The organism is Paracoccus lichenicola (assembly GCF_009708075.1).
Lineage (GTDB): Bacteria > Pseudomonadota > Alphaproteobacteria > Rhodobacterales > Rhodobacteraceae > Paracoccus > Paracoccus lichenicola.
This window is the reverse complement of the sequence record NZ_WMBT01000004.1, coordinates 104,455-117,329: the sequence shown is the minus strand read 5'-3', so window position 1 is coordinate 117,329 and position 12,875 is coordinate 104,455. Positions and strand designations below refer to the sequence as shown.

Genomic DNA, 12,875 nt, shown 5'->3' with positions numbered 1-12,875 from the left:
CTTGGGGTCTATTTCATCGCCAGCAGGCTGCCGTCGGGCTGGACCACGGCGCTGATGGTGGCCCGCGATTCGAGGTTCATGACGCGGATCACATCGCCTGCCGCACCATCGGACAGGGTGCGCGCCGTGGTCACGATGCGCAGCGCGCCGCGCTGGAAGACCAGCGGGTGCATCTGGTTGCGGGAAATCAGCTTGGGCGCCTGCAGCAGGGATGCCTGCAAGGGGCGGCCTTCGTGGATGGTGATGCGGGTCTGCAGCCCGATCGCCTCGGACGGATCGGACAGGCCGGGCCGGTCGCCGTCGATGGCACGCAGGTCGGCCGCAGTGATGACCGTGCCCGCGGGCAGGGTGCGCGCCGCCGCCAGCACCGCCGCCTGGGCGGGCAGGGGCGACAGCGCCAGAAGAAGCACCAGCCAGCGCATCAGCGCACCTGGGTGGTGGCCGCCAGCATCTGGTCGGCGGCGGTGATGACCTTGGCGTTCAGCTCGTAGCCGCGCTGCGCCTTGATCAGTTCGGTGATCTCGCGCACCGAATCGACCGAGCTGTCCTCCAGATAGCCCTGGCGCAGCGTGCCCAGGCCTTCGTGGCCGGGCGTCGTCACCTGCGGCGTGCCGGACGCGGCGGTTTCCAGGAACAGGTTCGAGCCGATCGCCTCCAGCCCCTTTTCGTTGGAAAATCCCGCCAGCGTCAGTTGCCCCAGCATCTCGGGTTCGACCTGGTCGCTGAAATAGGCGTAAACCTCGCCCGCCGCGTTGATGGAAATCGTGCTGGCATCGTCGGGGATGGTGATGCCGGGCGCCACCGGATAGCCGTCCGAGGTGACGATCAGCCCGTCGGGCGACCGCTTCAGCCCGCCGTCGCGCGTATAGGCCGAAATGCCGGACGGCAGCGTCACCTCGATATAACCCTCGCCGTCGATGGCCAGATCCAGGTCGCCCCCGGTCTGAGTCAGCGAACCCTGTTGCAGGTTGATGCTGACCGCCGTGGGGCGCACGCCCAGGCCCAGCTGGACGCCCGCCGGGATGACGGTGCCGTCGGCGGCGGTGACGGTGCCGGGGCGGGTCGCCTGCTGATAGGTCAGGTCGGCGAATTCCGCGCGGCGGGCGTTGTAGCCGGTGGTGGACATGTTGGCCAGGTTGTTCGAGATGACCTCGACCCGGGTTTGCTGCGCGCTCATGCCGGTGGCGGCGATCTGCAAGGCTCTCATGGGGGTGGTCCTTTCAGCGGGTCATGCCGGTGATCGCGCTGCGGATGCGCTGATCTTCGCGGTCAAGGAAGGATTGGCCCAGTTCGTAGGCGCGCTGGACTTCGATCATGCGGGTGATCTCGAACACGGAGTCGACGTTCGATTCTTCCAGGAAGCCCTGGCGGATGCGGGCGTCATCGACGGGTTCGGGCTGTGCGTCGGTGGTGAAGGCGGTGCCGCCCTGGTGGGTCAGCTGCGCGTCGTCGGGGGCGGTGAAGACGCCGATCTTGCCGAAGGCCACGCCGTTGGCGGACAAGGTGCCGTCGGCGCCGACCGCCACGCCGCTGGCGCCGGCAGGGACGATGATCGGGGCCATTCCTTCGTCCAGCAGGCGAAAGCCGTCGGCGGTCATCAATTCGCCCTCGGCGGATGGCAGGAAGGCCCCGGCGCGGGTCAGGCGGTTGCCGTCCGGGGTTTCGACCAGGAAGAAGCCCTCGCCCTCGATCGCCAGGTCATAGTTGCCGTTGGTCTGGGTCAGCACGCCCTGGTCCAGATCCAGCGTCCGGCCGCGCGCATGGGCCATGGACAGCGTGTCGCCATGGCGGTCCAGCGCCGACAGGTGTTCGGCGAAGATCACGCCCTCGCGCCGGAAGCCGGTGGTGTTGGCGTTGGCGATGTTGTTGGCTACCACCCGCATTTCCGCCATCAGCCCCGATTGCCGGGTCAGGGTCGCATAGATCGCGTTGTCCATGTCAGCTTCCCGCGATCAGGGGAATGATCTGCCCCAGATAGAAATCGGACAACGCCGTGGTCATGAAGCTCATGGTGACCCAGAAGACGGCCAGCATCAGCCCGACCTTGGGCACGAAGGTCAGCGTCATCTCTTGGACCGAGGTCAGCGCCTGGAACAGCCCGATCACCACCCCCGCGATCAGCGCCACCGCCAGCATCGGGGCCGAGATGCGGACCGAGATCAAGAGCGCCTGGCGCAGCATGTCGAAGAGCAGCGTCTCGCTCATGGCCTACACCGGCATCCGCAGGATTTCCTGATAGGCCTCGACCACCTTGTCGCGGATGGCGACCACGGTCTCCATCGCCATCTCGGCCTCGGCCAGGGTCTGGACCAGGCGGTGGGTTTCGACCTGGCCGGTCATGGCGCCGGTCGCCACCTGGTCGACCTGGCCCATCTGGGCCGCGAAATCCTCGGCGGCGTCGGACAGCGCTTGGACGGCGGGGGCGGGTTGGCCGGGCGCCACGGCGGTGCGGGCGGCGGAATAGGCACTGGCTGCATTCAAACTGGTAAACATGGGCGACCTTTCTAGCGGCGCAGAAGTTCCAGAAGCGACGCGCCCATCTGGCGCGTCTGCTCGAACATTTTCAGGTTGGCTTCGTAGGAGCGGCCCGCCTCGCGGGAATCGGCGATCTCGATCACCAGATCGACGTTGGATCCCAGGTAATAGCCGTCCTCGTCCGCCAGGGGGTGCGAGGGGTCGTAGATGCGCGGCAGCTCCTTCTGGTCCAGCCGCAGCTTCGATGCCTCGACCTCGCCCGTGGGGCGGCCGAAGACGGTCGCCTCCTCGAAGGTGACAAGCTTGCGGCGATAGCCGGGCGTGTCGGCATTGGCGATGTTCTCGGCGGTGTGGCGCAGGCGTTCGCTTTGCGCGCGCATCCCGGATGCTGCCAGGTGCAGGGCGGAAACGGGACGGTCCATCACGCCCTCCGCCCGATGCTGGTGCGCATCAGATCCAGCGCCGAGCGATAGATGCCCAGCGACAGGTCGTGGCCGCGCTTGACCTCGGCCGCCTTCAGCATCTCCTCCTCCAAGGATACGGAGTTGCCGTTGGGCGAGACGCCGGTTTCCTCGACCGTCTGGCGCGTCAGGGGCGACCAGTCGGGCGTGTCCAGGTGGCGCGGGTCGGTGGTCCGCATCGGCGCCAGGGACGATGCGCGATAGCTGTCGGCAAAGGACGCCGTGTCGGCGGCCTTGAAGCCGGGGGTGTCGGCATTGGCGATGTTGCGGGCGACGACAAGATGCCGCTCGCTGGCATGGGCGCCCAGGGCACGGGCCATGCGCATCATTTCGATCTTTTCAAACATGAGGCTTCTCCTCATTGGCGATAACCCGGTCTTAACCCCGATTCGTTTAGAAACCGTTTGCGGCTTGAAAAAACCGGAGGGTGGACATGGATCAACTGACCTCGATCGCGGCGCGGATCGCGGATTTGCGGATGACGCGGCACTTTGGCCGGGTGCATTCGATGCAAGGGGGGCTGATCCGGGCCGAGGGGCTGAACAGCCACGCCTCGGTGGGCGACAGGGTGCTGATTTCGCTGCAGAAAGGCCAGGTCGCGGGCGAGGTTGTCGGGCTTGGCCCGCGCCATGCCGACGTGCTGCCCGAAGGCGATGCCGAAGGCCTGTCGGTGGGGGCCGCCGTCGAACTGCTGTTTGCCCCCACCATCGCCCCCTGCGACGCCTGGATCGGGCGAATCATCGACCCCCTGGGCCAGCCGCTGGACGGCCGCCCCTTGCCCCAGGGCCTCGAACCGCGCCCTTACCGCCGCGAAGCCCCGCCCGCCGTCCGCCGCAAAAGGCTGGGCGCGCGCCTGCCCACGGGATTCGCGGTCTTCGACACGCTGCTGCCCCTGGTCACGGGCCAGCGGATCGGGCTGTTCGCGGGATCGGGCGTGGGCAAGTCCACACTGCTGTCGGGCCTGGCCCGGGGCGTGCAGGCCGATGTGGTGGTCATCGCCATGATCGGCGAACGCGGGCGCGAGTTGCGCGAATTCGTGGAAAAGACCCTGGGACCGGAGGGCATGGCGCGGGCGGTGATCGTGGCCGCGACATCCGACCGCTCGCCGCTGATCCGGCGGCGCTGTGCCTGGGCCGCCATGGCGGTGGCCGAGCATTTCCGCGACGGGGGGCGCCATGTGCTGTTTCTGGCCGACTCGATCACCCGCTTCGCCGAGGCGCATCGCGAGATCGCCCTGGCCGCCGGGGAACCCCCCAGCTATCGCGGCTTTCCGCCCTCGGTGTCGAACCTGATCATGGCTCTGGCCGAGCGGTCGGGACCGGGGCTGGAAGGGACGGGCGACATCACCGGCATCTTCAGCGTGCTGGTGGCGGGGTCCGACATGGAGGAGCCGGTGGCCGACATCCTGCGCGGCACGCTGGACGGGCATGTGGTGCTGGACCGGACGATTGCGGAACGTGGTCGTTTTCCGGCCATCGATGTGGTAAGGTCGGTGTCGCGGTCCTTGCCCGATGCCGCCACCGCTGACGAGAACAGGATGATCGGCAAGGCCCGGGCCGCCCTTGGCGCCTATGCGGAATCCGAGTTGATGATTCGCGCGGGCCTTTACGCGCCCGGATCGGACGCCCGCCTGGACGAGGCTGTAAAGCTCTTTCCACAGCTTGACGACCTTGTGACCCGCAAGACGAACGGGGTCGCCGAAAGCTTTGCGGAACTTGCCGCGGCGCTTCGGGTCCAGGCCAGCCCGCGGCACGGTGCGCGAACGTGATCATCGAATGCAAGCGATTGAGATCGCTTAATGAATGTTAGATCGGGGGGCCGGCCCATTGCGCAGTGCAGCACGATTTGCAACTGTCCTCTGCCAGAGCAAGGGGACGGAATTGGCAATCACCGAGTACTTTGTCCGTTATCTTCAAAGGCGCGACACTCTGGCCCCGAAAGACCTGGAACGCCTGCGCGCGATCAGGATCGAACATGCGAGCTATGGCGCGGGCGAGGTGATCGTTCCGGCGGGCAGCAGTCCGACCCGCAGCTGCATGATGCTGCGCGGGTTGTCCGCGCGGTCCAACAGGCTGGTGGGCCGTCCCGACGACTGCGTGATCACGGCCTTGCACGTCCCGGGCGACTTTGTCGATCTTCACGCCTTTGTCCTGGCCAAGCTGGATCATTCCATCGTCGCGGTCGGTCCCGTCGAGGTCGAGTTCATCGACCATTCCGAACTGACCGAGATCACCGAGAACTTTCCCCACCTGACCCGGCTTTTGTGGATGGCCACGCTGATCGAGTCGGCGATCCACCGGCAATGGCTGGTCGCGGCGGCCTCGCTGCGGTCCAGCGCGCATCTGGCGCATCTGCTGTGCGAGATCTACACGCGCCTGAATGCCGTGGGCGCGGCCTCGGACGGGCAGTTCCAGCTGCCGCTGCTGCAACGCGAACTGGCGGACATCCTGGGCTATTCCCCGATCCATGTGAACCGCGCCGTCCGCGACCTGCGCGACCGCGGCCTGATCCGCTGGTCGGGACCGGACATCACCATCATCGACTGGAAGGGGCTGGTGCTGTTGTCGCGCTTCGACCCGTCCTATCTGGATCTGGAGCGCGTCCGGCGCTGAGTGCCGCCAGGGTCACTGGCACAGCCGCCAGCCGCCGCGCCGGGCGGCGATGTCCAGGTGCAGGTGGTCCTCGTGGGCCTCGTTCGCGCCGGGACCAAGCACCGTGGTGAAGAACAGGCAACCGGCCGCGCGGATGGTGCGCTGGAACGCCTCGGCCAGGTCGCCCGTGTCGGTGCGCGGCTGGATCGCCAGCGGTTCGGCCCCGTCGAACAGGATGGCGGCGATGTCGATGGCATTGCCGAGCGCGTGTTCCGACAGCTTGGGCCGCGCCTCGCCCGTGCCGATGCGCGGGCGGCAGTCATAAGTCGTGCCCAGTTGCAACCCGGTGACGCGGGGCGCGCCCGGCAGCATGGCCGCCGCCGGGCGCAGGAAGTCGCGCGCCCACAGGCCAAGCCCCCGCGCCGTGTCGCAGCGCATCACCGCGCCGCCTTCCAGCACCAGGTCGGGCAGGATCCTGTCCACCCTGACCGGACGGGCGATGCCGCAATCGGGATCCTGCGGATCGGTGAGGGGGGGCTGTTCGGCATGGACCGTGCCCAGGTAGGACAGCGCCAGCTTGCAGGCGGCAAAGTCCTCGTCGGTTTCGCGCAGCATCCACCAGGCCGGGGGCGGGGGCGGGCCGAACATCTCGGGCGGCTCGGGCGCGGCGATGTCCGCTGCGGGCGCAGGCGTGGCATCCCCGGGCGGTTCGAGGGGCCGTTCGGGGGGCCGGTCCTGCGCAGCGGCGGGGGTCAGCGACACCAGCACCGCCAGCAGGATCGCGCCCGACCGGATCATGGCTGGCCGGCGACCGGCGGCACGACGAAGCTGTCGCGCAGCGCCCCGCTGAGGGCATCGCTGAGCGGATCGGCGGGCGGCGCCAGCGTGTCGGCCTCCTCCTCGGAGGTGTTTTCGTACACCGCCTCGGCCGGGGCGCGCTTGGCGGCCAGCGGGTCCGTGTAATCCAGCGGCTCGGCCGGGGCAGGGGCGGCGGGGGTCGCGGCGGCGGGGGTTTCCAGCGGCTCGGCCGGGGCGGATGCCGCATCCGCAGCCCCCGTGGCATCGGCGATGGTGACGCCCGCGGGCAGGAATTCGACGGCGGTGGTGTTGACGCGGACCATGTGGGCCAGTTCCTCGGCGTCCCAGTTGGTCAGCCGCACGCAGCCCATCGACTGGTTGCGGAACAGTTGCGACGGCGTGGGCGTGCCGTGGATGCCGTAGGTGGGCTTGGACAACCCGATCCAGACCGTGCCCACCGGCGCGTTCGGTCCCGGCGGCACCACCAGCACCTTGTCGTTGTCGCCCTGCTGGAAGTTCTTCCTGGGATCGTAGGTATAGTTCGGGTTCAGCGCCACCTTGGCCACATGGTGACTGCCCGAGGGCGAGGGCGTGGCCGACGATCCGATCGTCGCCGGATAGTCCACCAGCAGCTTGCCGTCCGCATCGAACCCGGCCACCCGGCGCGTGTTCACGTCCACCAGGATGCGCGCCACGGTGCCGCGCATCCGGCTGCCGGTATTGATGACCTTGATCGTGGCGCCAGGCACCAGATCCGTGCCGGGGTTCAGGAAGGCGATGAACTTCTCGTCCATGTGGAACCGCTCGCCCAGGCGTTCGGCGACGCTGGTATGGGCCATGGCAGGCATCTGCGCCTTTTCGGCGTAATCGGTCGGGATCGCGTCCACCAGGCCCTGCGCGTCCTCGGCCGTGATGGTATAGTCCTGGGTAGCAGACTGCGCGGCAAAGGATTGCAGCAGGTTCCAGACATGCGGGTCCATCACCCCGTCGATGGGCAGGCCCGACCGGCGTTCAAAGGCCATGAGCGCGCTCTGGCTCATGCCGCCCTTGAAGCCGTCGATCACGCCCGGAGAGATCCCCGAGCGGTCCAGAAGCACCTGCACCTTGGTCGTCAGGGCCGACCGCCCCGAAGGCAGGTCGCCGCCGTCATAGCTTGCGGCCTCCACATCGGCCGCCAGGAAAGGCGTGTCGGTCTGGGCCTGCACGGGCAGGGCACAGAGCGAGGCAAGCGCCAGGGCAAGCAGGGTGGAGGTCGAAGGGCGCGACATGGGGGTCTCCGTCGGATGGGCGCAGCATCGGGGGTCCTGCGCGGAATCGCCAGATAGACCGGCGGTCACATTCCGGTCAATTCCCGTTTGAGTTCGCTGCCGCCGCGGCATAGCCTGCCCCGTGCTGCAGCATGTCGGGGACAGGGTGACGGGCGAGGGAATGGGGATGGCGGGCCTTGCCGCGATCGCGGCGGCCGTCACGCTGACGGCCCTGCGGATGCCGGTCGCCCTGGCGCTGATGGGGGCGGGCGCGGCCGGGCTGGCCTGGACGGGAACGCTGGACCGCGCGTGGGATCCGGTGGCGGCGCTGCTGTCCCGGCCCGACCTGTGGCTGGTGCCGCTGGTGCTGGTGCTGGGCAACACCGCCTTTTACGCGGGCTTTGCCACGCGCGTGCATGACGCGGCGGCCGTCATCCTGCAAGGCAGGCGCGGCGGGCTGGCGCTGGCGGCGATCGGGGGATGCGCGGGTTTTTCCGCCACGTCGGGATCCTCGCTGGGCTGCGCCGCCACCATGTCTCGCATCGCGGTGCCGCCCATGCTGCAGGCCCGTCATGATCCGCGCCTGGCCGGGGCTTCGGTCGCCATGGGCAGCACGCTGGGCGCGCTCATGCCGCCGTCCATGCTGCTGATCGTCTGGGGGCTGCTGTCGGGAACGCCCGTGGGCGCGATGTTCCTGGCCGGGCTGCTGCCCGCGCTTCTGTCGCTGGCGGGGATGATCGCGACCGTCCTGTGGTGGGTCCGGCGCGACCCGCAGGCCGCACCCCTGCCGCAGTCGCTGGCGATCACGCCGGGCGCGGCCCTGCGCGCGGTCTGGCCCGCGCCGGTGCTGTTCGCGATCATCGTGGGCGGGATCGCCTCGGGCCTTCTGACGCCGGTCGCCGCCGTGGCGATCTGCTTGGCGCTGACGCTGGCCTTCGGGCTGATCCAGCACCGCCTGCCACCCGAAACGCTGTGGTGCGCCCTGCGCGAAAGCCTGCGCCAGACGGCCGCGATCCTGCTGGTGCTGGCCGCGGCGGCGCTGTTCCTGTCCTTTCTGGACCAGACAGGCGTCCCGGCCGCGCTGGCGGACTGGACGGCTGCCAGCCTGCCGCGCCTGGCCGCCATGGCCCTGATGGGCCTTGCCTGCGCCGCCCTGGCCCTGGTGGCCGAGCCTATGGCGATGCTGGTCCTGCTGCTGCCCTTCGCGACGGCCCTGGCCCAGGCCTGGGGGCTGGATGCCGTCTGGGCCGGGATCGTCGTGGTCAAGCTGGTGGAGATCGCCCTGGTCCTGCCGCCCCTGGGGCTGACCGCGATCGTCGTGGCGGCGGCCATCAAGACCGTTCCGCCTGCCGTGATCCTGTCGGGCATCGCGCGGTTCCTGTTCGCGGACCTTCTGGTCCTGGCCGCGATCGTGCTGTTCCCGGCCCTGTCCGGCTGGCCCTAGTCCTCAGACACCAGCCGGTGCTGGGGGGGATAGAACTGGCGGGCGAAGGACACGGGGGTCGTGTCGCTCCAGTTGGTGCGCTCGATGGTCAGGACGGGCGTGCCTTCGGCGATCTTCAGGTGGCGCGCGCAATCGCCGGTGGCGGCATCCGCCAGGATCGAGAACCGGCCATGCGTCAGGGCCACCTGGCTGGCCAGCCATTCGTGGGCGGATCGGTTCTCCACGTCCTGGCGGGTCAGGGGCGGCAGAATGCGCGGGTTCAGCCAGATCGACTCGCAGCAATGGGGCTGGCCGTCGGCGGTATAGGTCGCCTTGACCAGCACCAGTTCCTCGCCCGGGGGAACCTGCAGGGCGCGGGCGGCGGCCTCGGTCGGCAGGCGGGTCAGGAAGTTCGCCAGGCGATAGGCGTAAAGCGCGCCCATGCCCTCGATCTCGGTGCGCATCGCGGGCATGTCCAGCACCGTGCGCCGGGCCGAGGTCGCGGCCACGCGCGTGCCCACCTTGCGGCGGCGTTCGATGATGCCGCTGTCGGCCAGTTCGCGCAGCGCCCGGTTCACGGTGGCACGCGCGCAGCCCAGGCTGACGGCCAGTTCGTGTTCGGTCGGGATCAGTTCGCCGGGCGGCCATTCCCGGCTTCGGATCCGTTCCAGGACATCGGCGCGCACCGATTGCCAGGTGTTCATGCGCCTGCCTCCGCCCGCCGCGCCGGATGCACGCAGCGACCGGACAAGGTTGCCGGGTATCTTTGCCATGTCTTTTACTATGAAACTCGAACAATATAACCTGCCCAATGTCGGGAAGAGTTGACGCAAAAGGAAGCTGTCCAAATCGACAGTGGCGCCGAACCGGCGACGGCTTGCCCATGCGGGGCGCGACAGTCCGCTTGCGCCGGGCGTTGCGGCTGCTATTGCATGATCTGCAGCAGATCGCAGGGGGAACGATGCGCGCCGAAGCCACCACCGCCAATCCTGTCGCCGTCGCAGGCACCGCCTGGGGCATCCTGACCGCCATCAGCCTGTGCCACATGATCAACGACGTGATGCAGTCCATGCTGGCGGCGATCTATCCGCTGCTGCGGGCCGAGTTCTCGTTGTCTTACGCGCAGATCGGGGTGATGACCTTCGCCTTCCAGGTCACGGCATCGCTGTTGCAGCCCTTGATCGGCATGGCCACGGACAGGCACCCGCAGCCCCGATCGCTGCCCTTCGGCATGGTCTCGACCTTTTGCGGGGTGCTGCTGCTGGCCTTCGCGCATCGCTATGAAATGCTGCTGGCCGGGGCGATGCTGATCGGGGTCGGGTCGGCGGTGTTCCATCCCGAAAGCTCGCGCGTGGCGCGGCTGGCATCCGGCGGGCGGTTCGGGACGGCGCAGTCGCTGTTCCAGATGGGCGGCAATTTCGGGCAGTCGCTGGGACCCTTGCTGGCGGCCTTCATCGTGGTGCCGCTGGGCCGTCCGGCGGTCGCCTGGTTCGCCGTGGCCGCGGCCCTGGGCGGGGCGCTGCTGTGGCATGTGGGGTCCTGGGCCGAGGGGCGGCGCCGCGCCGCCACCGCCAAGGCCGACACCGCGCTGCGCCTGACCCGGGGCATCGTGACCCGGTCCATCGTCGTGCTGGCGGTGCTGACCTTCACGAAGAACATCTACACCGCCTCGATGAGCAGCTATTTCACCTTTTTCACCATCGACAAGTTCGGCCTGGGTCCGCAGGGCGCGCAGCTCATGCTGTTCCTGTTCCTGGGCGGCATGGCCGGGGGCGTGATCCTGGGCGGGGTCATCGGCGACCGCATCGGGCCGCTGCGGGTGATCTGGTTTTCCATCCTGGGCGTGCTGCCCTTCACGCTGCTGCTGCCCCATGTCGGGCTGGCGGCGACGGGGGTGCTTGCCGTCATCATCGGGCTGATCCTGGCGTCCGCCTTCCCGGCCATCGTGGTCTTTGCCCAGGAACTGGTGCCGGGCCGCACCGGCACCATCGCCGGGCTGTTCTTCGGATTCAGCTTCGGCATGGGCGGCATCGCCGCCGCTGCCCTGGGCGTGCTGGCCGATGCGCAGGGGATCGAGCGGGTGTTCGTCCTTTGCTCGTTCCTGCCGATCCTGGGGGTCCTGACGATCTTCCTGCCGCGGCCGGGGCGGCTGATCGGCGGATGACGGCTGCGCCGCTGTTCTTCCACATCAGCCCCGACAATTGCGGCGAGGGGCGGCTGGCCCGGCTGTTCCGCCGCAACGGCCACCCCGCCGTCTGCCACGACAAGGGGCGGCTGGCCGAGGACATCCTGTTCGCCCGCGCCACCGGCGGCGCGCCCCTGACCCTGTGGCCGGGCACGGTCCTGTTCGCGGGCCTTTACCGCCACGCCCCGCATTGGCGCCCGCCGCTGGAGGCCTGGCGGCAGTTCGCCTGGCTGGCCGGGCGTTTCCCGCAGGCGCGCTTCATCCTGACCACGCGGCCGCCCGAGGACTGGATCCTCGACCGCCTGACCCGCGACGGGGGCGCCGCGCGCTGCCATGCCCATCATCGCGGCTGCGGCACGGCCGACCTGCCCGACCTGTGGGAGGCGGATTGGCACGCCCACCTGGCGGCGGTGGAGGCCTTCTTCGGCACCGATCCCCGCCTGATCCGCGTCGATCTGGACCGCGACACGCCCGCCGATCTGGCCGCACGGCTTGACCCGCTGCTGCCGATGCGGCACCCCGGCTGGCAGCAAGGCTGGTTCCCCGAAGCCGAGGGCGCGCCCCCCGATCTGGCCCGGCTGCTGACCCCGCCGCCTGCCGAACAGGTGGATGAAACCTATGTCGAGGACGTGGCCACCTTCTGCCTGCGCGGGCTTGAATCCGGCGCGGGTCAGGACGGCGGGTTGTCGGAATATTTTTCCATCTGGGACGGCGCCGCCTCCGTGACCAGCCGCCACGGCGCCCCGCGCCGCATCGCGGTCGCGGACGGCATCGCCCTGTCGGCGCCGGGCCGGCATTTCAAGCTGATCCGGGCCGAGGGGGTGATCAACGACGCCCTGCGCCTGGACCGCCCCATGCCCCTGCGCATCGACATGGAGGATTCGCGCTGGTTCGGATCCCCCCAGGGGGAACCGCTGGCGGCCCCGGTCCTTTGCCACAACCGCCGGGCAGGCGCGCGCAATGCCGTGCTGTGGCCGCTGCCCGACCAGCACGCTATCGGCCTGCCGGGCTTCGACCCCGATGCCGCACCCGATCCGGTCCCGTGGGAGGACAAGCTGGACCGGGTCGTCTGGCGCGGCATGATCTCGGGCAGCGGGATGGGAGAGGGGGTCAGGACCGGCCCGGCCTCGCATGTGCTGCTGCGCCAACTGGCCGAGGCGGGGGACGATCCGGCCGCGCGGCAGGCGGCCTGGGACCGGCTGTGCAACACCAACCGGCTGGCCTTCGTGCGGCGTTGGTGGGGGCATCCCGACTTCGACCTGGGCGTGGTCATGGCCTGGGGTTTTCGCGACTTTGCCCGCGATCCGTGGCTTGCGCCCTATTGCACGCCGCGTCAGGACCGGGCCTTCTTCCGCCGCTTCCGGTATCAATTGTGCCTGACGGGCTATGACCACGGCTCGAACTTCATCGGGGCCATCGACAGCCGATCCGTGCTGCTGGCCGAGCAGGACGGGTGGGAGGTCTTCTATTCCGGCCGCTTCCATCCGTGGAAACACTATATCCCGCTGGAGCGGTATGGCACCGACATCGCCGAAAAACTGGCTTGGGCGCGGGAAAATCCCGACGACTGCAAGGCCATGGCGGCTGCGGCCCGGGCCGAGGCCGCGATGCTGCGCAAGCCTGCCACGCGCCGCGCGATCATGGCGCGGATCCTCGACGGGCTGGCGGCGGCAGGGTAAGCCAAGCGGCAGGAGG

Annotated in this window: 15 protein-coding genes; 5 read left to right on the top strand and 10 right to left on the bottom strand. The window is 69.1% G+C overall.

The window, feature by feature from the left end; translation table 11 throughout:
- Nucleotides 1–8: 8 nt before the first annotated feature.
- From flgA to GIY56_RS09215, 7 genes are read right to left on the bottom strand one after another with little or no spacing between them, the layout of a single operon-like run.
- The gene (gene flgA / locus GIY56_RS09245) at nt 9–422 is read right to left on the bottom strand and encodes a flagellar basal body P-ring formation chaperone FlgA (protein ID WP_154764543.1); all 414 of its coding nucleotides are present in this window, start codon (nt 420–422) and stop codon (nt 9–11) included.
- Nucleotides 422–1,207 carry a flagellar basal-body rod protein FlgG gene (gene flgG / locus GIY56_RS09240; protein ID WP_154764542.1) on the bottom strand — a complete coding sequence of 262 codons (786 nt, stop codon included), beginning with the start codon at nt 1,205–1,207 and terminating at the stop codon, nt 422–424. The genes flgA and flgG overlap by 1 nt, the downstream gene beginning before the upstream one ends.
- Nucleotides 1,208–1,220: 13 nt before the next feature.
- A complete protein-coding gene (locus GIY56_RS09235; RefSeq protein WP_154764541.1) occupies nt 1,221–1,937 on the bottom strand; it encodes a flagellar hook-basal body complex protein in 717 nt (238 codons plus the stop codon).
- Between the two features lies 1 nt (nt 1,938).
- The gene (locus tag GIY56_RS09230) at nt 1,939–2,205 is read right to left on the bottom strand and encodes a flagellar biosynthetic protein FliQ (protein ID WP_154764540.1); all 267 of its coding nucleotides are present in this window, start codon (nt 2,203–2,205) and stop codon (nt 1,939–1,941) included.
- Nucleotides 2,206–2,208: 3 nt separating this feature from the next.
- On the bottom strand, nt 2,209–2,493 hold the full coding sequence (gene fliE, locus GIY56_RS09225; RefSeq protein WP_154764539.1) for a flagellar hook-basal body complex protein FliE: 285 nt from the start codon (nt 2,491–2,493) through the stop codon (nt 2,209–2,211).
- 11 nt (nt 2,494–2,504) lie between these two features.
- Entirely contained in the window at nt 2,505–2,897 is a 393-nt protein-coding gene (gene flgC, locus GIY56_RS09220) for a flagellar basal body rod protein FlgC (protein ID WP_154764538.1), read from the bottom strand.
- Nucleotides 2,897–3,283, bottom strand: coding sequence for a FlgB family protein (locus GIY56_RS09215; RefSeq protein WP_154764537.1), 387 nt, complete (start codon nt 3,281–3,283; stop codon nt 2,897–2,899). The genes flgC and GIY56_RS09215 overlap by 1 nt, the downstream gene beginning before the upstream one ends.
- Before the next feature lie 86 nt (nt 3,284–3,369).
- Between GIY56_RS09215 and GIY56_RS09210 the strand changes: the two genes are divergently transcribed.
- Together GIY56_RS09210 and GIY56_RS09205 are read left to right on the top strand one after the other, a co-directional pair.
- Nucleotides 3,370–4,704 (top strand): FliI/YscN family ATPase, encoded by a 1,335-nt coding sequence (locus tag GIY56_RS09210; RefSeq protein WP_196053589.1) that lies wholly within the window; start codon nt 3,370–3,372, stop codon nt 4,702–4,704.
- A gap of 112 nt (nt 4,705–4,816) precedes the next feature.
- Nucleotides 4,817–5,548, top strand: a complete 732-nt coding sequence (locus GIY56_RS09205; protein WP_154764536.1) for a Crp/Fnr family transcriptional regulator — start codon at nt 4,817–4,819, stop codon at nt 5,546–5,548.
- 12 nt (nt 5,549–5,560) lie between these two features.
- Here the strand turns inward: GIY56_RS09205 and GIY56_RS09200 are convergent, their stop codons facing one another.
- The gene (locus GIY56_RS09200) at nt 5,561–6,325 is read right to left on the bottom strand and encodes an extensin-like domain-containing protein (protein ID WP_154764535.1); all 765 of its coding nucleotides are present in this window, start codon (nt 6,323–6,325) and stop codon (nt 5,561–5,563) included.
- Entirely contained in the window at nt 6,322–7,593 is a 1,272-nt protein-coding gene (locus tag GIY56_RS09195) for a L,D-transpeptidase family protein (RefSeq protein WP_154764534.1), read from the bottom strand. Before GIY56_RS09195 ends, GIY56_RS09200 begins: the two co-directional genes overlap by 4 nt.
- Before the next feature lie 121 nt (nt 7,594–7,714).
- On the opposite strand from GIY56_RS09195, the gene GIY56_RS09190 reads away from it, so the two are divergent.
- Nucleotides 7,715–9,016 carry a TRAP transporter large permease subunit gene (locus GIY56_RS09190; RefSeq protein WP_154764533.1) on the top strand — a complete coding sequence of 434 codons (1,302 nt, stop codon included), beginning with the start codon at nt 7,715–7,717 and terminating at the stop codon, nt 9,014–9,016.
- Here the strand turns inward: GIY56_RS09190 and GIY56_RS09185 are convergent.
- The gene (locus tag GIY56_RS09185) at nt 9,013–9,768 is read right to left on the bottom strand and encodes a GntR family transcriptional regulator (RefSeq protein ID WP_154764532.1); all 756 of its coding nucleotides are present in this window, start codon (nt 9,766–9,768) and stop codon (nt 9,013–9,015) included. The genes GIY56_RS09190 and GIY56_RS09185 overlap by 4 nt on opposite strands.
- 188 nt (nt 9,769–9,956) lie before the next feature.
- Between GIY56_RS09185 and GIY56_RS09180 the strand changes: the two genes are divergently transcribed.
- Together GIY56_RS09180 and GIY56_RS09175 are read left to right on the top strand one after the other, a co-directional pair.
- Nucleotides 9,957–11,159, top strand: a complete 1,203-nt coding sequence (locus GIY56_RS09180; protein WP_154764531.1) for an MFS transporter — start codon at nt 9,957–9,959, stop codon at nt 11,157–11,159.
- Nucleotides 11,156–12,859 (top strand): glycosyl transferase family 90, encoded by a 1,704-nt coding sequence (locus tag GIY56_RS09175; RefSeq protein WP_154764530.1) that lies wholly within the window; start codon nt 11,156–11,158, stop codon nt 12,857–12,859. The genes GIY56_RS09180 and GIY56_RS09175 overlap by 4 nt, the downstream gene beginning before the upstream one ends.
- Nucleotides 12,860–12,875: the final 16 nt, after the last annotated feature.